Origin of the sequence: Rhodanobacter sp. B2A1Ga4 (assembly GCF_018101315.1) — a bacterium.
Taxonomy (GTDB): Bacteria; Pseudomonadota; Gammaproteobacteria; order Xanthomonadales; family Rhodanobacteraceae; genus Rhodanobacter; species Rhodanobacter thiooxydans_A.
In genome coordinates this window covers 53,219-70,546 of record NZ_JADBJR010000002.1, presented here as the reverse complement: position 1 = coordinate 70,546, position 17,328 = coordinate 53,219, and the positions used below count along the sequence as shown (strand labels likewise).

General features: G+C 69.4%; 23 protein-coding genes. 15 read left to right on the top strand and 8 right to left on the bottom strand.

Annotated features, from left to right (window positions below):
- From IMW82_RS08975 to IMW82_RS08965, 3 genes are all read left to right on the top strand, one after another.
- Nucleotides 1-711, top strand: coding sequence for a hypothetical protein (locus tag IMW82_RS08975; protein WP_108470339.1), 711 nt, complete (start codon nt 1-3; stop codon nt 709-711).
- Nucleotides 708-1,109 carry a J domain-containing protein gene (locus IMW82_RS08970; RefSeq protein ID WP_108470340.1) on the top strand — a complete coding sequence of 134 codons (402 nt, stop codon included), beginning with the start codon at nt 708-710 and terminating at the stop codon, nt 1,107-1,109. The genes IMW82_RS08975 and IMW82_RS08970 overlap by 4 nt, the downstream gene beginning before the upstream one ends.
- Nucleotides 1,110-1,193: 84 nt before the next feature.
- Nucleotides 1,194-2,864 (top strand): trehalase family glycosidase, encoded by a 1,671-nt coding sequence (locus IMW82_RS08965; protein WP_108470341.1) that lies wholly within the window; start codon nt 1,194-1,196, stop codon nt 2,862-2,864.
- Nucleotides 2,865-2,886: 22 nt separating this feature from the next.
- On the opposite strand, the gene IMW82_RS08960 is transcribed toward IMW82_RS08965, so the two are convergent.
- Nucleotides 2,887-3,588 carry a murein L,D-transpeptidase catalytic domain family protein gene (locus tag IMW82_RS08960; protein WP_108470342.1) on the bottom strand — a complete coding sequence of 234 codons (702 nt, stop codon included), beginning with the start codon at nt 3,586-3,588 and terminating at the stop codon, nt 2,887-2,889.
- A gap of 173 nt (nt 3,589-3,761) precedes the next feature.
- On the opposite strand from IMW82_RS08960, the gene IMW82_RS08955 reads away from it, so the two are divergent.
- On the top strand, nt 3,762-5,405 hold the full coding sequence (locus IMW82_RS08955) for a L,D-transpeptidase family protein (protein ID WP_211004446.1): 1,644 nt from the start codon (nt 3,762-3,764) through the stop codon (nt 5,403-5,405).
- 230 nt (nt 5,406-5,635) lie between these two features.
- Entirely contained in the window at nt 5,636-5,881 is a 246-nt protein-coding gene (locus IMW82_RS08950) for a hypothetical protein (protein ID WP_108470344.1), read from the top strand.
- Here IMW82_RS08950 and tsaA read toward each other — a convergent pair.
- Nucleotides 5,876-6,448: a tRNA (N6-threonylcarbamoyladenosine(37)-N6)-methyltransferase TrmO gene (tsaA, locus tag IMW82_RS08945; protein WP_108470505.1), complete on the bottom strand. Its 573-nt coding sequence runs from the start codon at nt 6,446-6,448 to the stop codon at nt 5,876-5,878. The two genes, IMW82_RS08950 and tsaA, sit on opposite strands and share 6 nt — an antisense overlap.
- Nucleotides 6,449-6,515: 67 nt before the next feature.
- On the opposite strand from tsaA, the gene IMW82_RS08940 reads away from it, so the two are divergent.
- The 4 genes from IMW82_RS08940 to IMW82_RS08925 all read left to right on the top strand — a co-directional run bounded on the left by IMW82_RS08940 (nt 6,516) and on the right by IMW82_RS08925 (nt 8,887).
- On the top strand, nt 6,516-6,890 hold the full coding sequence (locus IMW82_RS08940; protein ID WP_211004338.1) for a YciI family protein: 375 nt from the start codon (nt 6,516-6,518) through the stop codon (nt 6,888-6,890).
- A gap of 2 nt (nt 6,891-6,892) precedes the next feature.
- A complete protein-coding gene (locus IMW82_RS08935; RefSeq protein ID WP_211004445.1) occupies nt 6,893-7,414 on the top strand; it encodes a hypothetical protein in 522 nt (173 codons plus the stop codon).
- Nucleotides 7,415-7,480: 66 nt separating this feature from the next.
- The gene (locus IMW82_RS17920) at nt 7,481-8,149 is read left to right on the top strand and encodes a TonB family protein (protein ID WP_159082142.1); all 669 of its coding nucleotides are present in this window, start codon (nt 7,481-7,483) and stop codon (nt 8,147-8,149) included.
- Between the two features lie 24 nt (nt 8,150-8,173).
- Nucleotides 8,174-8,887, top strand: coding sequence for an HAD family hydrolase (locus IMW82_RS08925; RefSeq protein WP_108470348.1), 714 nt, complete (start codon nt 8,174-8,176; stop codon nt 8,885-8,887).
- Here IMW82_RS08925 and IMW82_RS08920 read toward each other — a convergent pair.
- Nucleotides 8,884-9,138 carry a hypothetical protein gene (locus IMW82_RS08920; protein ID WP_108470349.1) on the bottom strand — a complete coding sequence of 85 codons (255 nt, stop codon included), beginning with the start codon at nt 9,136-9,138 and terminating at the stop codon, nt 8,884-8,886. The two genes, IMW82_RS08925 and IMW82_RS08920, sit on opposite strands and share 4 nt — an antisense overlap.
- Nucleotides 9,139-9,203: 65 nt before the next feature.
- On the opposite strand from IMW82_RS08920, the gene IMW82_RS08915 reads away from it, so the two are divergent.
- Together IMW82_RS08915 and IMW82_RS08910 are read left to right on the top strand one after the other, a co-directional pair.
- Complete coding sequence (locus IMW82_RS08915) at nt 9,204-9,659, top strand: putative toxin-antitoxin system toxin component, PIN family (RefSeq protein ID WP_108470350.1); 456 nt, start codon at nt 9,204-9,206, stop codon at nt 9,657-9,659.
- Nucleotides 9,660-9,737: 78 nt separating this feature from the next.
- Nucleotides 9,738-9,926, top strand: coding sequence for a CPXCG motif-containing cysteine-rich protein (locus tag IMW82_RS08910; protein ID WP_108470351.1), 189 nt, complete (start codon nt 9,738-9,740; stop codon nt 9,924-9,926).
- A gap of 132 nt (nt 9,927-10,058) precedes the next feature.
- On the opposite strand, the gene IMW82_RS08905 is transcribed toward IMW82_RS08910, so the two are convergent.
- Complete coding sequence (locus IMW82_RS08905) at nt 10,059-10,709, bottom strand: nicotinamidase (protein WP_211004337.1); 651 nt, start codon at nt 10,707-10,709, stop codon at nt 10,059-10,061.
- Between the two features lie 58 nt (nt 10,710-10,767).
- Between IMW82_RS08905 and IMW82_RS08900 the strand changes: the two genes are divergently transcribed.
- The gene (locus IMW82_RS08900; RefSeq protein WP_234411243.1) at nt 10,768-11,202 is read left to right on the top strand and encodes a hypothetical protein; all 435 of its coding nucleotides are present in this window, start codon (nt 10,768-10,770) and stop codon (nt 11,200-11,202) included.
- A 17-nt stretch (nt 11,203-11,219) separates the two neighbouring features.
- Here IMW82_RS08900 and cls read toward each other — a convergent pair whose 3' ends face one another.
- The 4 genes from cls to IMW82_RS08880 form a co-directional block, all read right to left on the bottom strand.
- Nucleotides 11,220-12,614 (bottom strand): cardiolipin synthase, encoded by a 1,395-nt coding sequence (gene cls, locus IMW82_RS08895; RefSeq protein WP_211004336.1) that lies wholly within the window; start codon nt 12,612-12,614, stop codon nt 11,220-11,222.
- Between the two features lie 19 nt (nt 12,615-12,633).
- Nucleotides 12,634-14,001, bottom strand: coding sequence for an FAD/NAD(P)-binding protein (locus IMW82_RS08890; RefSeq protein WP_108470355.1), 1,368 nt, complete (start codon nt 13,999-14,001; stop codon nt 12,634-12,636).
- Between the two features lie 31 nt (nt 14,002-14,032).
- The gene (locus IMW82_RS08885; protein WP_108470356.1) at nt 14,033-14,599 is read right to left on the bottom strand and encodes a cysteine dioxygenase; all 567 of its coding nucleotides are present in this window, start codon (nt 14,597-14,599) and stop codon (nt 14,033-14,035) included.
- Between the two features lie 151 nt (nt 14,600-14,750).
- The gene (locus tag IMW82_RS08880; RefSeq protein ID WP_108470357.1) at nt 14,751-15,416 is read right to left on the bottom strand and encodes an energy transducer TonB; all 666 of its coding nucleotides are present in this window, start codon (nt 15,414-15,416) and stop codon (nt 14,751-14,753) included.
- Nucleotides 15,417-15,791: 375 nt separating this feature from the next.
- On the opposite strand from IMW82_RS08880, the gene IMW82_RS08875 reads away from it, so the two are divergent.
- The 3 genes from IMW82_RS08875 to IMW82_RS08865 all read left to right on the top strand — a co-directional run bounded on the left by IMW82_RS08875 (nt 15,792) and on the right by IMW82_RS08865 (nt 17,325).
- Nucleotides 15,792-16,229, top strand: a complete 438-nt coding sequence (locus tag IMW82_RS08875) for a hypothetical protein (RefSeq protein ID WP_108470358.1) — start codon at nt 15,792-15,794, stop codon at nt 16,227-16,229.
- Between the two features lie 98 nt (nt 16,230-16,327).
- Nucleotides 16,328-16,996, top strand: a complete 669-nt coding sequence (locus IMW82_RS08870; protein WP_108470359.1) for a hemolysin III family protein — start codon at nt 16,328-16,330, stop codon at nt 16,994-16,996.
- Nucleotides 16,993-17,325 (top strand): TfoX/Sxy family protein, encoded by a 333-nt coding sequence (locus IMW82_RS08865; protein WP_108470360.1) that lies wholly within the window; start codon nt 16,993-16,995, stop codon nt 17,323-17,325. The genes IMW82_RS08870 and IMW82_RS08865 overlap by 4 nt, the downstream gene beginning before the upstream one ends.
- The last annotated feature ends 3 nt before the right edge of the window (nt 17,326-17,328 follow it).

Here is a 17,328-nt window from a genome sequence, read left to right as displayed (position 1 = left end):
ATGGCGTTGACCGAACCGTGGTTGCTGATGGGCGGCGTGCTTGGCCTGTACCTGTACGACGCCGCCCTGCTGCTGTTCCACGATGAGGTGGTGCTGGAGGCGCGGCGGCGTGGTTTCGTCGTCTCCGGTGGTTCGTCACTGGAGCTTGGCGGCCGGCACCTGTTTCTGCCGAACCCGTGCTGCCCGCATCGGGTGCTGCTGCGGCTGGCCTGGTCCGGCACGGCATCGCCGTTGCAGCGGGTGCGATGGCAGCGCGTCCGGTTCACGCTGGCGACCCTGGCGCCGTGGACGTGGCTGCTGCTGGGCCTGTTCTTCGCGGGTTTGCCATGCGCGCTCTGGTTCGGTTCGCATGCGGTGCTGCTGGGCTGGCTGCTGCTGACCTACCTGGTGATCGTGGCGATGCTGGCCCAGGTGTATCGCTGCCGGAAGGCACTGAACCTTTCGCCGCGGGCGGTGCTGGCGCTGGCCTTCGACGCGCTGCTGTGCGCGCCGTTCGCGTTGAACATCGTCAGGAAGATCAGCCTGCGACAGCAAGCCGTTCCCGACCTGCGTCGCGCCGCCGCGTCGATGTTGTCGCCTGCGCAGCAGGCAACGCTGCTTGATCTGCTGCGCGGGCGGATTCGCACCAGCCTGGATTTCGTGGAGCCGGGCAGTGCCGCCAGCGATTCGTTGCAGGCCTGCCTGACGCACTTCGAGGACAACACGCCATGACCCTCACCCAGGTCGTCGTCATTCTGGCCGGACTGTTCTTCGGCTACCGGCTGGTCAGTCACCTGCTTTCGCCGGGTACCGGCGAGCAGGACCGGTCGTCGCCCCGGCCGCCCGATGGACAGGACCGGCAGGGCCGCGCGAACGGCCACTGGCGCGACTACGGCCCGGCATGGAGCGATGCGCCGCCGCCCGCGCCGCCACCCGCGTGGTACCAGGTGCTTGGTGTTGCCGAATCCGCCAGCCTGGACGACATAGAGCGTGCCTACCGGCAGCAGATCAGCCAGTACCACCCGGACAAGGTGGCCCGGCTCGGCGAAGATCTCCGCCAACTGGCCGAGCAGCGTTCCCGGGAGATCAATGCCGCCTACGACATCGCGAGCCGGCTGCGGCGCGGATAGCCGGCAGCCGTTGGCGGTGCGGAACACGTGCTCCGCGCAATCGCGGGGTTGCGCCGGCGGGACGATGGTTACACGCTGTCACGCATGTGCCCACGGCATCGGTTGATGATCATGAAGTCATTCCTTCGGTGTGCGCTGTGCGGACTGTGGGTCATGTTCGCCACCGCTGCGGCGGCCCTCCAGCCCGATGCGCAGAAGACCCGCGCCTACATCGACCACGCATGGACCACGCTGACGCGTTCGATGGACGACTGCTCGGCCCTGCGTGATCCCAAGGTGGGCACGCAGCCGGTGCTGTACCTGCCCGCGGACCTGCCATCGCCGCCGGACCTGGCCGCGGTGAAGAAGCGCTGCAACGTCGACGTGCACGTGCTGCCCCGAGCGATCGGCCAGCTTGGCGACATCGCGCCGACTTCGCTGCCGCGGCAGGGCCTGCTCTACCTGCCGCATCCATACGTGGTGCCAGGCGGCTTCTTCAACGAGATGTACGGCTGGGACAGCTACTTCATCGTGCTCGGCCTGGTCGCCGACCACCGCGAGGCGCTGGCGCGCGACATGGTCGACAACGCGCTGTTCGAGGTGCAGTACTACGGCGCGGTGCTCAACGCGAACCGCAGCTATTACCTGACCCGTTCGCAGCCGCCGTTCCTGAGTTTAATGATCCGTGCCGTGCTGGATGACCCGGACAGTTTCAAGAGCAAGGCCGAAGCGCAAGCGTGGCTGGAACACGCGTATCCGCTCGCCGTGCGCGACTACTCCACCTGGACGCGCAAGGAACACCGGGCCGGCGCCACTGGCTTGGCGCGCTACTACGACTACGGCGGCGCGGCGCCGGTGCTGGAGATGCGCGACAGCCGCTACCTGCGCGGCGTGATCGACTGGCTGCTCGCGCACCCGTCGGAGGATCCCGGCTACCTGGTCAGGGCCGCCGAACATCCGGACGCGGCGGAAGTCGTACGGCTCAAGACCGCCAGCTGCGACGTCGAGGCCTCGAAGGTCTGCGCCGGCGCCTGGTCGCAAGGTTATCGCCTTAGCGCTGACTACTATCTCGGCGATCGCGCGATGCGCGAGTCGGGTTTCGACACCAGCTTCCGCATGGGTCCGTTCGGCGGCTCCACCCACCACTACGCGCCGGTGGATCTGAACAGCCTGCTGTACCGCTACGAGCGCGACCTGCACGATTTCGCCGTGCAGCTCGGCAACAATGCGGACGCCAAGCGCTGGGCCGGCGCCGCCGACGCGCGACGTGCGGCAATCGACAAGTACCTGTGGCGTGCCGACCAGGGCATGTACATGGACTACGACTTCGTGCGCGGCAAGCCGTCCGGCTATCACTTCGTCGCCACCTTCTATCCGCTGTGGGCCGGTGCGGCCTCGCCGGCGCAGGCCGCGTCGCTGCGCGGCAAGCTCGGCATCTTCGAGCGCAAGGGCGGCCTGCAGACCAGCGACCACGCCAGCGGCGCGCAATGGGATGCGCCGTTCGGCTGGGCGCCGACCAACTGGCTGGCGACGGCCGGGCTGGACGCCTACGGCTTCCACGACGACGCCCGCCGCATCGCGCGCGAATTCACCGCCACCATCGATCGCAGCCTCGCCCACGACGGCACCATCCGCGAGAAATACAACATGGTCAGCGGCAACGCCGACGTGAAGATCAGCGCCGGCTACACCGCCAACGTGATCGGCTTTGGCTGGAGCAACGGTGTTTATCTGAAGATGCAGGCGCTGCTGCGGGAGCCCTCCGGGAATCCGTGAGGGGCATGCGCTTGGCGCGGATTCAGGGCGCGGCGAGGCTCGCGGTCATGGCGCGTCCGCTGCTGCACTTGAGGTACGGCGAAGCGCTCAGCCAGCGTGCATCGGGGTAGTAGGAGAACACGTACTGGCCGCCCTTGAGGGCGTCGATCAGCGGCCGCGCAATCGCGGTGCGCACGGCCGGGCAGCCATAGCTGCGACCGATGCGGCCCTGCTGGCGGGCGAGTGCGGGGTTGACGTAAGCCGCGCCGTGGATCACCAGTGCGCGCGCCAGCGCATGGTCGTTGGTGCCCGGTTCGAGGCCTTCCATGCGCAGCGAGTAACCGTTGTGGCCGGCGTAGGTGCCCAGCGTGCGGAACAGGCCCAGGCTGGACTGCAGGCTCTCCGGCCGGTTCGAGAATGCCGTCGCCAGGTTCTCACCGGTGTTGCGCCCGTGCGCCACCAGCTCGTGGTACAGCAGCTTGCGTCTGGCCAGGTCGAACACCCACAGCCGCGGCTCGGTGGAGGGTTTCGAATAGTCGATCACCGCCAGCCGGTCGGACGGCGGCTGGCCCTGCGCGGCGGCGCATTCGGTGGCGGCGAGCGCCAGGCCGATCACCTTGGGGTTCGCGTTCGGCGCGAGCCGGCTGAGCGCATCCTGCAGCGACGGTTCCGTGGCGTGTGCCGCGACGAAACAGCCGGCGAGGAACAATGTCAGGGTGGCAGCGTGGCGCAGGAATCGGCTCATCGGAACGGCTTGGCGGGGGCGGGCTCGGGTGGTGCGGTCGTCGATCCTAGCAGCCCCTTGTTAAGAACCCGTCGGGCGCGACGGGCAGGCGACTGTGCTATGACAGGCGGGACTCCCTTGCGCAGGATCGTCTCGTGCCGCCCAGATTTTTCCGTGTCATTCAGGGCATCGCCATGCTGGGCTTGCTGTCGGGAACGGCGGTGCATGCACAACAGCCTGCGCTGGAGCAACCGCTGAGCCCGGTGGCCGAACAGATTCGCGAGCGGGTCGAACAGTGGCGCGGCGTGCATGCCGATGCCGATGCCGCCCGGACGCCCGGCGACGCGGTGGCGGTGTTCTACGAGCAGAACCGGTTTGCACCGGCATGGACGCGCCCAGGCGATCTCGACCAGCTGCTTTCCGCGCTGGGCGACGTGGCTGGCGACGGCCTCGATCCGGAAGACTATGCGCTGAGCGAGTTGCAGCGTCGGCGCAGCGTGCTGAGCGATCCGTGGGCCACGCCGCAGCAGCGCGCACAGTTCGACCTGCTGGCCACCGATGCCTGCCTCGCCGCGCTGCTGCATCTGTATCGTGGCAAGGTCGATCCGGCCACGCTGGACACGCACTGGAACTACGACCCGCGCCAGCTCGACCAGGCGCAGGGCCTCAAGGCGGTGCACGACGCGCTGGCGCAAGGCACGCTTGGCGAGCTGTTCGCGCGGGCACGGCCGCAGAACCCGTTGTACGGCCAGTTACGCACGGCGCTGGCGAAGCTGCGCGAGGTGGCGGCGCAGGGCGGCTGGCTGACGCTGGCCGACGGCCCCACGCTGAAACCGGGCAGCCGCGATCCGCGCGTGCCGGCGCTGCGCCAGCGGCTGCGTCTGGCCGGGTATTCCGTGGGCGAGGGTGTGGACGACCTGTACGACCCGGCGCTGGAGGCCGCGCTGGAGCAGTTCCAGCGAGAACAATACCTGGCGCCCGATGGCCATCTGGGCAAGGCCACCCTGGCTGCGCTGAACGTGCCGGTCGCGGCGCGGATCGACCAGTTGCGCGTGAACCTGGAGCGCGCGCGCTGGCTGCTGCACGAGTTGCAGGGCAGGTTCGTGGTGGTCGACATCGCCGGCTACCAGGTGGCCTACTACAAGGATGGCAAACCGGTGTGGCGTTCGCGCGTGCAGGTGGGCAAGCCCTATCGCAGCACGCCGGTGTTCAAGTCGAAGATCACCTACCTCACGCTCAACCCGACCTGGACGGTGCCGCCGACCATCCTGAAGAACGACATCCTGCCGAAGCTGCGCAAGAACCCGGGCTACCTCGCCGCCAACCGCATCCGCGTGCTGGACGGCCAGGGCCGCGAGCTGGCGCCGGCCAGCGTGGACTGGGCCCACCCGCGCGGCATCGTGCTGCGCCAGGACGCCGGCCCGGGCAATTCGCTGGGGCGGCTGGTGATCCGCTTCCCCAACGACTACGCGGTGTACCTGCACGACACGCCGCACCAGGAACTGTTCGCCAACGAGCAGCGCGCGAACAGCTCCGGCTGCATCCGGGTCGAGCGCCCGCGCGAGCTGGCCGAACTGCTGCTGGACGACCCGGCGCGCTGGGACCGGGCCGGGATCGACCGCGCGATCGACACGCTGAAGACGCAGACCGTGATGCTGCGCGAGCCGGTCACACTTCTGCTGGCGTACTGGACAGTGGACCTGCGCGAGGACGGCCGGGTCGGCTTCCGCCCCGACGTCTACCAGCGCGATCCGCCGCTGCTCGCCGGACTGGAACGCCCGCGCGTGTCGCCGTGGCTGCCGGCAGCTGTCACGGCTCCCGTGCCGGCGCAGCCCTGAGGCGAAAAAAAGCCGCGCCGGCGGGAGTGCCGGACGCGGCCAAGGGTTGAACCGATCCACTGCCAGTGCATCGGGCGCCGGCGGCGGAGGTCCGCAGCGGCCGGGGCAGTGTGCCCAGCGTGAGTCTCACCGAGCGGGATTGCCCTGATCCCGGTCAGGGCGCCCGGGCGGGTCGCCAGTCACCATCGCGCCCGGCGGATGTGCCGCCCTCAACCCTGGAGATCGTACCGATGCTGTTCCAAGTGAAGGATTTTGCCGGTGACACCGGCGCCATCGCCGCCATCCTGCGTGCCCATGACGCCACCGCGAAAGTCACCGGCGATCCCGTCGCGGGACAGATCGACGTGGCGGCACAGCTGACCTCCGGCCAGGTCATCACCGCCCTGCACGAGGCGGGTTACGAGGCCGCTCGCGTGTCCGAGCCGCGTCAGATCCACGTCAGCGGCGGCAGCACCTGCTGCGGTAGCTGCTCATGATGGGTTGACGTCGTCGTCCGTGCCGCCTGGCCGCGCCGAACGCGGCTTGCGCGGCCCGGGCGCGGAGTGCCGGCCCTGCGTCGCGTCGATCGCATCGATCCAGCCGGCGCGCGCGGTGGGAAACGCGTCCGCGTACGGCACGTACGGCTTGATGTCGAGGATCGGCGTGCCGTCGAGCAGGTCCACCCCGCGTACGCGCAACGCGCCGTCTTCGACCGCGACCAGCTCCACCGCCGACAGCCCGATCGGATTCGGTCGGTGCGGCGAGCGCGTCGCCAGCACGCTGCGCTTGCCGCCGCCGCGCGGCGGGCGCACCTCGGCCTTCCAGCCCTCGCTGCGGTGGAAGGCGAACAGCAGCCAGATCCGCTCGAAACCGGCGAGGTCGCGCCAGGCCGCCGCGGGGAAGTCCGCCACGAACTCGATCACCGCCTCGGCCGCCGCCCCCGTCTCGGTGCCGGCCACCACGGTGGGCTGGTGCGGCGCGTCGATACGCTGCGCATACGGCGAGCGCACGAACGCGATCGGATGGCAGCAGAATGCGCCGGGGGTATCGTGCACGGTGGTCATGTGCGGCATTATCCACGTTCGCACTGCTTCCCCACGGTTCCGTGAACCGTTCCCCGCCGAGGACGCCATGAAATTTCTCGTGATGATCTACTGCGACGACGCCTTGCTGGAGGCGTTGCCGGAAGGCGAATTCGACAACCTGATGCGCGGCTGCCTCCATCACGCCGACGACTTGCAGGCCGATGGCTGCCTGCTCGGCTCGCAGCAGCTGGAACACCCGGCCACGGCGCGCACCCTGCGCGTGCGCGGCCAGCGCAGCAGCGTGGTCGACGGTCCGTTCGCCGAGACCAAGGAATACCTGGGCGGCTTCAACCTGATCGAGGCTGCCGACATGGACGAGGCACTGCGCATCGCCGCGACTTTCCCGTGGGCGCGCACCGGCGCGATCGAGGTGCGCCCGGTGCGCGACATGGACCGGGTGCGGCAGCGGGTGGGCGCGTGAGCATGCGCGACGACGACGATTTCGACGACGACCGCGATGTCGACGACGAGGACGACTCGGTCGAAGCCCGGGTGTGGCAGCTGCTGCTGCTGATCAACCCCGGCGACGAGGAGACCGCGCTGCAGCAGTTCGGCGAATATCACGAGGCGCTCGCCGAAGACGGCGACGCCGAACCGGTGGCGCTGGTCGCGCGGGTGATCGACTGGCGCTCCGGCTTCATGGTCGCCGAGGATGACCTGCGCTCGCTGGTGCAGGCGCTGGACGAACTCAGCGCGCGCTGGAACCTGTCGATCGACTGGGCCGGCGATCCAGACGACGACGACTATTTCGACGATGCCGATGCCGGCAGCCTGCTCGGCATCGCCTACGATCGCCTGGCCGAATCCGGCTATACCTTGTGGACGTGGGAAACCGAGGACGACTCGTACGCCGGCTGGATCACGCTGAGCCGCGACAACGAGCCGATGCGCGAACTGGCCACCGCGTTGCACATCAACCTGCGCCTGGGCAGCGACTTCGGCTGAGCGTGACTGGTGGGTGCTTGCTGGTTGCCAGCGCCGATCCGATGCGGCACATGACAGGGGGACTCCGTGAAAATTGCCATCGCAAGCATGCTTCTGTTCCTGCTCTGCATCGACGCGGTTGCCGCGCAACAGGTGGTGCGCAGCTATCGCGCCGATGTGGCACTGGATATCGACACGCAAGGCCATGTTGCCCGGGCCACGCCACCGGATGATCTGCCTGCCATGTTTGCCGGCTCGATCCAGCAGGCGGTGGCACATTGGCAGTTCAAGCCGGTAATGAAAGACGGGGTCGCGGTCACGGCGCGTACCTACGAGCGGATCAAGTTCGAAATTCTGCAGCAGGGACCGGACAAGTACGGCGTACGTGTCGTCCCTTTATCCAACGGCCCCAGCCTGGCCTTCACGAAGGCGCTGAAATATCCGGCCGACATGATGCGCGCACGTACCGAGGCGAGCATGCGGATCGAGGCGACCGCCCAGCCGGACGGTTCAGTCACGAATGTGCGGGTTAGTGACATCAAGGTTTCAGGCAAACTCGCTGGGGGTCCCGGGCATTCGATGGCGGTCTTTGAACGGGCGGCGCGGGAGGCAATGCAGGCTCTGCAGGCGAAGCCGGAGTGGATTGATGGCCGACCAGTGGCTACGACTTTCAGCATGCCGTTTTCCTACGGCCTGATGGCGATTACTGGCGATGGTGGCTCGGCGACGGGCTCGGCGGTTGGAGCGGCACGCTGAAAGGCGAGCCGGAGGGAGTCAAGCATGCTGCAACTGATCGGTTTCGACGGCGATGACACGCTGTGGCACAGCGAGGGCTACTACCGCCAGGCCGGCGAGGCGTTCGCCGCGATCATGGCGCGCTACGTCGACTTGGGCGACCAGCACGTGCATGACAGCATGCTGGCCACCGAACAGCGCAACCTCAAGCTGTTCGGCTACGGCGCCAAGGGCATGGCGCTGTCGATGGTGGAAACCGCGATTGCGGTCAGCGATGGCCGCATCACGGCGGCCGACATCCATCGCCTGGTCGAGCTGGGCAAGTCCGTGCTGCAGCATCCGGTGGAGCTGCTGCCCGGCATCCGCGAGGCGGTCGAGGCGGTGGCGCAGCGGTACGAGGTGGTGCTGATCACCAAGGGCGACCTGTTCCACCAGGAAAAGAAGGTGGTCGAGTCCGGCCTGGCCGACCTGTTCCGCCGCATCGAGATCGTCTCGGAAAAGAACGCCGCCACCTACCGCCGCGTGCTCGGCGAATTCGATCTGCAGCCGGCGCAGTTCGCGATGGTCGGCAACTCGCTGCGCTCGGACATCGAGCCGGTGCTGCGCCTGGGCGGCTGGGGCGTGCACCTGCCGTACCACGTGACCTGGGCGCACGAACTGGAGAACGGCCTGGCTGCCGACGAGCCGCGCATGCTCACGGTGGATGCGCCGGCGGCGATCCCGGTGGCGGTGGAACGCTTGCGCGAGCTGGCGGCCTAGTCGTCGAAACCGGTGTAGCCCTCGGGGAAGATCGGTGTGCCGTCCGCTTCCAGCCCCGTTATGTCGGCCAGCGCCTTGGCGGCGGCAGCTTCGGCGATGTCCTTGTCGCGGAAGCTGCGGTTTTCGCAGATCGCGTAGTACACCGGGAAGCCGTGGCGGCGCGGGGTGATCGCCAGCCACGCGGCGTAGCGCGAGCCTTCCAGCGTGGCACCGGAGCGGGCAAGGTAATCGTTGAACTCGCGCTCGGCCATGGACGACGGTTCCGCTCGGAAAGTGTGCAGTGTATCGCGTGGCCCGCTTGACGCATCATGGCGCGATGACTGTCGACCCCTCGCCACCGCGCATCGTGCTGGACACCAACGTGTGCCTGGACATCTTCCTGTTCCGCGACGCGCAGTCCGCCGCGTTGCACGTGGCGATGCAGCGCGGCACGATCGAAGCGGTGACGCGTGCCGATTGCCGCGAGGAATGGTTGCGCGTGCTGCACTACCCGCAGCTGCCGGTCAGCGACGCCACGCGGCCGGCGATCGAGGCCGCGTTCGATGCACTGGTGCGCTGCCTGCCGGACGAACGGGCCACCGCGTCGCTCGATGTGCCGCTGCCGCGCTGCGCCGACCCGGACGACCAGAAATTCCTGGAACTGGCGCAGGCGTCGGGTGCGCGCTGGCTGGTCAGCAAGGACAACGAGCTGTTGAAACTGGCCTCGCGCTGCAAGCGCGACGCGCTGTTCTGGATCGGCCTGCCGCAGGCCTGGTCGCCGCACAAGGGGTAAGAGCCTGTGCAGGTTCTCGTCGTCGCATCGTCGCCGGTGCTGTGCTGTACTTGTGCGCCCGTCTGTCGAGACGCCCCCGTGCTCACGCCACACACCATCGACTGCCCGTATTGCGGCGAACCGATCGAAATCCTGGTCGACGCCTCGATCCCCAGCCAGCAGTACATCGAGGACTGCCAGGTGTGCTGCCGGCCGATCACGCTGACGGTGGAGATTGACGACGACGGCGAGCCGCAGGTGCGCGCCAGCGGCGAGAACGAGGCCTGACGCAGGCTCCTCCGGGAGGTTGCCGACCGCAGAGCGTCCTTCAGGTGAGGGGCGCCACGCGGGCGGCAAAGATCAAGAGCACCCCACCCCAACCCTCCCCTGCGTCGCAGGGGAGGGAGCCGGGACTTCACGTTACCCGGCGAACGCGCTGCGCCCGACGATGCCGATGTCCTGCGCCTGCAGCGCGGCACGGGTGGCCGCATCGCTGGCCGGCGTGACCGGACGGCTGAGTTCCCACAGCACGCTGGCGCGAAAGCCCAGCGCCACCGCGTCCTGCGCGGTCCACAGCACGCACACGTCGCGCGCCAGCCCGCATACCACCACTTCGTCCACGCCGCGCTCGCGCAGCCAGCCGGCCAGCCCGGTGCTGGGGCGCGCGCCGTGCGGGCCGTGGTTTTCGCGGAAGCCGCTGTAGGAATCCACGGCGGGGTCGCTGCCTTTGCGGATCACCGCATCCAGCGCCGACCAGTCGATGCCTGGATGCAGCACGGCGCCGGGCGTGTCTTGCACGCAATGCTCCGGCCACAGCGTCTGCGGCTGGTCGTACAGCGCGATCTGCTCGAACGGCGCGTGGCCGGGGTGCGCGCTGGCGAACGAGACGTGCCCGCGCGGGTGCCAGTCCTGGGTCGCCGCCACGTGGCGGAAGCGGCGTGAGCGCAGCAGCGCGTCGATGCCCGGTACGATCGCGTCACCCTCGTGGCAGGCCAGCGTGCCGCCGGGCATGAAATCCGGTTGCACGTCGACCACGATCAGCGCGGCATGGGGTGAGAGAGGCTGGCTCATGGCATGGAAGTGCGGCGAAGACCCGCCAAGTCTAGCGTGCGCGCTGTGATCCGCCGCCATGACCCATAATGTGCGCCGTAGTGGCAACACGGTTCAGGGGCGCGCGATGCAGTACGACCAGTCATGGATGGGTTACGGGATCGTCGGCGGGCTCCAGGCCGGCCTGATCGCCGCGACGGCAGCGCTGCTGCTGTTTTTCGTTTTCCACTGGCTGGGCCGGCGCAACGGCTGGGGCTGGGGCCCGCAGATCGGCTGGTCGTTCCTGCTGGCGACGGCGCTGACCGCCAGCGGCGACCTTTGGAACCTGTTCTATTTCAACTATGGCCGGCTGCAGTCGCTGCAGCTGCTCAAGGTGAAGCTCGCCGAAGTGCACGACCCGGACCACATCGGCCTGCGCGCGTTGTGCGAATTGCTCGGCGTGGCCGTCGGCATCTACGTGGGTTGGGCGTTGTGCAGTGGTGATTGGCGCCGCCGCTTCGGCGGGCGCAGGTAGCGTCGTTCCGCTCTCGTCTAAAGCAGCGGGTCGAACAAGCGTGCCACGTGCATTGCCACCCGGCGCAGGTAGGGCGCCTCGCGGTACTCGCGTTCGTCGACGGCGCGGGCGCGGCTGAAGTCCTCACTCAGCATCGCCGCCACCTCGGCGGCGAAGGCGGGGTCGACGGCCAGCGCGGCGACTTCGAAGTTGAGCCGGAACGAGCGGCTGTCCAGGTTCAGGCTGCCGATCGCCGCGGTGTCGCGGTCGATCAGCAGCGCCTTCTGGTGAAGGAAGCCGGGCTGGTAGCGGAATACCCGGATGCCGGCGCGCACCGCGGTGTAGGCGTGCAGGGTGGAGGCAAGGAACACGGTGCGGTGGTCCGGCCGCGACGGGATCAGCACGCGCACGTCCACGCCGCGCAGCACCGCCAGCTGCAGCGCCGCGCGCACCGCGTGGTCGGGCACGAAGTACGGGGTGCTCAGCCACACGCGCTGGCGCGCCGCGTTGATCGCGGCGGCGAAAAACAGCGAGCCGGTTTCCTGCGGGTCGGCCGGGCCGCTGGCCACCACCAGCGCGCTGGTGTCGCCCTCGGCGGGTGGCGCTGGTGTCAGCGGCGGCGACGCGCCGGTGATCCATTGCCAGTCCTCGGCGAACAGTCGCTGCAGGTCGGCCACCGCCGGCCCGCGCAGCTCCAGCTGGGTATCGCGCCATGGTGCCAGCGGCGGTTTCAGGCCCAGGTACTCGTCGCCCACGTTGAGCCCGCCGACGAAGCCGCGCGTGCCGTCCACCACCACGATCTTGCGGTGGTTGCGGAAGTTCAGCTGGAAGCGGTTGCGCCAGCGGTGGGTTGCGAAGCGGTGGATCGCCACGCCGCCCGCGCGCAGGGTCTCGACGTAGCGCCGCGGCAGCGCGTGGCTGCCGATGCCGTCGAACAGCACGCACACGCGCACGCCGGCCGCGGCACGTTCCAGCAGCACCTGCTGCAGGCGCCGGCCCAGCGCATCGTCGTGGATGATGAAGAACTGCACCAGCAGGCTGTGCTCGGCCGCGGCCATCGCCGCCAGCATGGCGTCGAAGGCGGCATCGCCGTCGATCAGCAGGCGCAGTCGGTGGCCGCCTCGGAACGGCCGGCCCTGCAGCGCGCTGATCGCGGCGTAGCGTTCGCAGCCCGGGTCGACTGGCGGCGCGGTGTCCATGGTCGCGGGCAGCGCGTGCGCGAGTGGCGCATGGTGTCCGGCACGATAGCCGAGGAAGCGGCTGGAACCGAGGTACAGGTACGGCAACAGCGTCACGTACGGCAGCAACAGCAGGCCGAGCGTCCAGCCGATCGCACCCTGCGGCGTACGCGCGTGCATCACCGCGTGCATCGCCGCGAACAGGCCCAGCAGGTGCAGCAGGGCGATGCAGGCGGTGAGTGCGCTGGCGTTCATCGCGGGCGCGGCGGGCCGCTCAGTCGCCCAGCAGCTGGTTGGCCAGGTGGCGAGCCTGCTGGCGGATTTCCGGCATCGCGGTGGATTCCCACAGCGTGCCGCGCAGCAGGCTGCCGATGGCGAACAGGTTCGGCCAGTACTGCTCGCCGTGGCGCAGGCGGCCGTCGCTGTCGGCCTGCACGCCGAGGCCGAGCGGATCGGCGATGACGTGCGCGTTGGTGAGCAGCTGGCTGACCAGCCGGTGGTTGCAGCGGCGCAGGTCGGTCTCCAGGCCGACGGTCTGGATCACCAGGTCGGCATCCAGCAGACGGGTCGCGCCGGCGTGGCTCACGCTCAGTTGCAGCGCATTGCCGGCAGCGTCCACCGCCTGCACGCGACCGTACCGGCGCTGTAGCCGGCCATCGCTTTCCAGCGCGGCGATCGTCTCGCACACCTGCGGTGGCATGCGATGGCGCACGCGTTCCCACGCCCAGCGCGCATGGCGCATGAAGCGCGCACGCTGCTCCGGCGACAGCTCGGCCCACAGGCCAGGCAGGTGCGGGCGCAGGCCGTCGACGACGGCGCGCCATTCGCTGCCTTCCTGCGCGATTGCCTCGCGCAACAGGCGCATCCAGCGGCGGATCTCCGGTGCGTCGTGCATCGCCTCGACCAGCGCGACACCGTCGTCGGCGGGCGCGGCGGCGGCGTGCAGGTGCGCCTCGGGAAAGCGGCCGTGGCGGGAGATCGCGACGAACTCGGCTTGCGGCCATTGCGCGGACAGTTCCAGCAACACGTCGACCGCGGTCAGCCCCAGCCCGATCAGCACCACCTTGCGTGGCGGCGGTTGCAGTGCACCGGTGTCGGCGAGCAGGCGCCACGGGTCGACCACGTAACGGCCGCTGGCGAGCGCTGCGGCGCCGACCCCGGCCAGCGGCTGCGGCGGCAGCGCGCCCAGCGCCAGCACGGCAGCGTCGGCCGGGTGGCTTTCCTCGCCGTGGATCACGGTGACGCCACCCGACTCGGGCACCAGCGCGTCGACCGCGAATGGCAGGATGTTGACGTGGTGCCCGCGCGCCTTGCCCTGCTGCAGCGCGCGCGCCACTTCCGCCTCCAGGTAGTCGCCGTAGCGGCGGCGCGGCAGGAAATCGGTGCCGGCGATGGTGGGGTCGTCGCGCTGCACGAAATCCAGGAAGCCGCGCGGCTTGCCGGCGAACATGCTCATCGAGGCCGCGCGCACGTTCAGCAGGTGGCGTTCCGAAGCGGTGCCGTAGGCCACCCCGCGCGCCGGCGTGCCGCCGCCGGTGAACCAGTCCAGTTGCAGCGGCTGCGGCGAGGTGTGCTCCAGCAGTTCGCTGAGCAGCGTGGCGGCCGCGGCACCGCCGCCGATGATGGCGACCCGTCGAAACATGGAACTCCCCGTGCGTGTGGTGGCGGGTGGATCAGCCGGGCAGGCGACCGGCGATGGCGCTGCGTCGTGGCGGCGCGACCCGGTGCCCGGCAGACTCGGCCTGCTCCCGGGCGAAGTATCCGGGCAGCTCGCCGCCGCAGACGTGCAGCGACAGCGCCGTGTCGTGCCGAGACAGGTTGCGGCAGCGGTGCGCCAGCCCGCGGTCGCCCTCGAACCAGGCGCTGTCGCCCGGGCCGAGCCAGTTGCGGCCGTGCAGGCCCAGTTCGCCGGAGTCGGTGTCGCGGCGGTAGGACTGCACTTCCAGCGCGCCGACCAGGGTCAGTTGCAGGCTCCACGGACCGGCATGGTCGTGCACCGGCGTGGCGTGGTTCGGCGGCCAGGCCAGCAGCAGCACGCTGACCGGCGGCTTGCCGCGCTCGGCCAGCAGCCAGCGTTCGAAGCCGCGCTGGCGCTGGCGCAGCCGGGCCAGCACCGAGGCATCCTGATGCACCACGCGGCCCAGATCGCGCGCCATCGTGGCGAGGTCGGGGTGTTCGACGGCGGCGTGTTCCAGCGCGATCGCGCGCAGGGTTTTCAGGAGAGGCGGGTGCTTGCCCATGCGTGGAACCTGGCAGGGTGAATGGGCGCCAGTGGAGCATGCATATCGTTAAAGCCACGTAAGCCGGCGGCATCGCTGCAGGCACTGGCGCGGGCGCGCAAAAAGGCGTCCGGCCGGCGCATCCGCCGACCGGACGCCCGCTGCGAAAGTGCTAGTCGCGCAGGTCGAACGTTACCGGCACCCGTGCCCAGGCCCGCACCGCCCGCCCGTTCACCAGCGCCGGCTGGAACTGCCAGCCGGCCAGCACCTGCTCGGCGGCGCTGCGGTCGAGCAGCAGGTAGCCACTGCCGCGTTCCACCACCACCTGCACCGGCTTGCCGGTTTCGTCCACCAGCACGCGCAGCAGCACCGTGCCCTGCATGCGCTGCTGCAGGGCGCGGGTGGGGAAGCGCAGCGGGGCCGAGCGGTAAGCCAGGCTGGCCTCGACCGGCGCCGTCAGTGCCGGCCCTGGCGCCGTGGCGCTCGGCAGCAGGGTCGGCGTGGCGACCGGCGGCGCGGCGACGTTGCCTTCGGTACTGGGCACGACCGCCGGCGGGTTGGCCGGCAACGGCGGCGTGTGCGCGACCGGCACGGCGGGCGGGTGCGGCAAGGGGGTCATCTCGACCGGTGGCGGCGGAGGCAGGGGCGGTTCCGGCTCGACGAGGCGGATCGTGGGTGCCGGACTGATCTGTTCGATCACGTGGAAAAGCGTCGGGCCGGTCGGCCGCGTGGCGATCACGATCACGGCCAGGTTGAGTGCGATCGCGGCGCTGATGGCGGCGATGCGTGTGCGGTCGGGGTGGGTACGATGAGCTACGGCCAGGCTTGCGGACGACATGGCGACCTCCTGACTTCGGTGTGGCTGGTTTTGGTAGGGGTGTCGCGGCAGCCACGCTGCGTGAGCAGGGGGATCGTGTCGCCGCGTCTGCAGCGTATGCCCATGGAATACGCTTGCGCAAGCGGACGGCTGGATGGCCAAATGCGGGATCGTGGCAGCGCGGTCGCGACGGGCAAAAAAAGCCCCGCGGGGAGGCGGGGCGGAATGTGGAACGCGGGTGGTAGGGGTCACACCCGCCAATGGATCGTGCGCTGCCGCGGCAGCGATCCGGTGTGGATTCTTCGTGAAGGCGGTTTTCACGACAGTGTTCACCGCGAACGCGGCAGTCCTGCAACAATCGACCTCCGGCAAGCAGCCGGCATGCGATGAGGAACGATGATGAACCTGATCAAGTGGACGGCCGTGGCGGGGCTGGCCTGTGCCGGCCTGCTGCCTGGCGCGCCGGTGCGGGCTGACGACATTTCCTGCAAGATGAGTTTCCAGTTGTCCGGCTGGTCGGTGTTCTACAAGACCGCCAGCGGCAGCGGCACGGTTCATTGCAGCAACGGCCAGAGCCTGCAGGTGAAGTTGCGTGCCAAGGGTGGCGGGCTGACCTTCGGCAAGACGAAGATCACCGACGGCGTGGGCAAGTTCAGCGGCGCCAGCAACGTGCGCGACGTGCTGGGCCATTACGCGAATGCCGAAGCGCATGCCGGCGCCGAGAAGTCGGCGGCGGCGCAGGTGCTGACCAAGGGCAACGTCTCGCTGGCGCTCAGCGGCAAGGGCGAGGGCTGGAACCTGGGCGTGGCGTTCGGCGCGTTCATCATCGAATGACGTGACAGGGTGCCGGGGCGACCATGCGCCACGATAGTCGGGCGCGGACACCCCGGTTAAGGTATGCCCTCGCACCTCGCATTCCCCAGGAGTCCCGCATGTCTGTCACATCCGGTGCGGTTATCCCGCGCTACAGCTTCGGCGACGAGCTTGCCAGCAGCATCATCCACGGCCTCGGCATCGTGCTCAGCATCGCCGGGCTGGCGACGCTGGTCGCGTTCGCGGCCCTGCATGGCAATGCGCTGACCGTGGTGGCCTGCGCGGTGTTCGGCACCTCGCTGGTGCTGCTGTACACCGCTTCCACGCTGTACCACTCGATTCCCGTGGCGGCCGCCAAACCGACGTTGCGCGCGCTCGACCACATCGCGATCTACGTGCTGATCGCCGGCACCTACACGCCGTTTACCCTGGTCGCCCTGCCCGGGGCATGGGGCTGGAGCCTGTTCGTGGCCGTGTGGACGCTGGCGCTGGCCGGCACCGCGCTGGAGCTGGGCCTGCTCAAGCGTTATCACAAGCTGGCGGTGCTGCTGTACGTGGGCATGGGCTGGATCGGCATGATCGCGTTCGAGCCGCTCAGCCAGCACCTGCAGACTGGCGGCACCGCACTGCTGCTCGCGGGCGGGCTGGCCTACACGCTGGGCGTGCCGTTCTACCTGTGGCGGCGACTGCCGTACCACCATGCGTTGTGGCACGTGTTCGTGCTGGCCGGCAGCGTGCTGCATTTCCTCGCCGTGCTGCTGTACGTGATTCCCGACGCGCCGGCATGAGCACGCCGGCGAGCCTCGCGCTGCTGCGCCGCGAACTGGAGGATGCGGCCACCCACCTGGGCCGACCGCACGAACTGCGCTTCAAGCCGATGTTCGGCGGGCTGATGGCGTATCTCGCCGAGAAGCCGTGCGCATGGCTGACACCAGGCGGGCTGGCGCTGAAACTGGCACCCGCCGACCAGCCAGCGCTGCTGCGGCTGGAAGGCACCGCGCGGCTGATCGCGAAACCCGGCGCGGCGCCGAGCCGGCACTACATCGTGCTGCCCGCTGCGCTCAGTCGCGACACCGTGCAGCTTGCCGGCTGGCTGGCGAAGAGCGCGCGGCGCTGACGC

Excerpts from the sequence above, each read along its gene's own strand:
- IMW82_RS08975 (WP_108470339.1), top strand. The coding sequence starts at position 1 with ATGGCGTTGACCGAACCGTGGTTGCTGATGGGCGGCGTGCTTGGCCTG.
- IMW82_RS08970 (WP_108470340.1), top strand. The coding sequence starts at position 708 with ATGACCCTCACCCAGGTCGTCGTCATTCTGGCCGGACTGTTCTTCGGC.
- IMW82_RS08965 (WP_108470341.1), top strand. The coding sequence starts at position 1,194 with ATGTGCCCACGGCATCGGTTGATGATCATGAAGTCATTCCTTCGGTGT.
- IMW82_RS08960 (WP_108470342.1), bottom strand. The coding sequence starts at position 3,588 with ATGAGCCGATTCCTGCGCCACGCTGCCACCCTGACATTGTTCCTCGCC.
- IMW82_RS08955 (WP_211004446.1), top strand. The coding sequence starts at position 3,762 with ATGCTGGGCTTGCTGTCGGGAACGGCGGTGCATGCACAACAGCCTGCG.
- IMW82_RS08950 (WP_108470344.1), top strand. The coding sequence starts at position 5,636 with ATGCTGTTCCAAGTGAAGGATTTTGCCGGTGACACCGGCGCCATCGCC.
- tsaA (WP_108470505.1), bottom strand. The coding sequence starts at position 6,448 with ATGACCACCGTGCACGATACCCCCGGCGCATTCTGCTGCCATCCGATC.
- IMW82_RS08940 (WP_211004338.1), top strand. The coding sequence starts at position 6,516 with ATGAAATTTCTCGTGATGATCTACTGCGACGACGCCTTGCTGGAGGCG.
- IMW82_RS08935 (WP_211004445.1), top strand. The coding sequence starts at position 6,893 with ATGCGCGACGACGACGATTTCGACGACGACCGCGATGTCGACGACGAG.
- IMW82_RS08925 (WP_108470348.1), top strand. The coding sequence starts at position 8,174 with ATGCTGCAACTGATCGGTTTCGACGGCGATGACACGCTGTGGCACAGC.
- IMW82_RS08920 (WP_108470349.1), bottom strand. The coding sequence starts at position 9,138 with ATGGCCGAGCGCGAGTTCAACGATTACCTTGCCCGCTCCGGTGCCACG.
- IMW82_RS08915 (WP_108470350.1), top strand. The coding sequence starts at position 9,204 with ATGACTGTCGACCCCTCGCCACCGCGCATCGTGCTGGACACCAACGTG.
- IMW82_RS08905 (WP_211004337.1), bottom strand. The coding sequence starts at position 10,709 with ATGAGCCAGCCTCTCTCACCCCATGCCGCGCTGATCGTGGTCGACGTG.
- IMW82_RS08900 (WP_234411243.1), top strand. The coding sequence starts at position 10,768 with ATGACCCATAATGTGCGCCGTAGTGGCAACACGGTTCAGGGGCGCGCG.
- cls (WP_211004336.1), bottom strand. The coding sequence starts at position 12,614 with ATGAACGCCAGCGCACTCACCGCCTGCATCGCCCTGCTGCACCTGCTG.
- IMW82_RS08890 (WP_108470355.1), bottom strand. The coding sequence starts at position 14,001 with ATGTTTCGACGGGTCGCCATCATCGGCGGCGGTGCCGCGGCCGCCACG.
- IMW82_RS08885 (WP_108470356.1), bottom strand. The coding sequence starts at position 14,599 with ATGGGCAAGCACCCGCCTCTCCTGAAAACCCTGCGCGCGATCGCGCTG.
- IMW82_RS08880 (WP_108470357.1), bottom strand. The coding sequence starts at position 15,416 with ATGTCGTCCGCAAGCCTGGCCGTAGCTCATCGTACCCACCCCGACCGC.
- IMW82_RS08875 (WP_108470358.1), top strand. The coding sequence starts at position 15,792 with ATGATGAACCTGATCAAGTGGACGGCCGTGGCGGGGCTGGCCTGTGCC.
- IMW82_RS08870 (WP_108470359.1), top strand. The coding sequence starts at position 16,328 with ATGTCTGTCACATCCGGTGCGGTTATCCCGCGCTACAGCTTCGGCGAC.
- IMW82_RS08865 (WP_108470360.1), top strand. The coding sequence starts at position 16,993 with ATGAGCACGCCGGCGAGCCTCGCGCTGCTGCGCCGCGAACTGGAGGAT.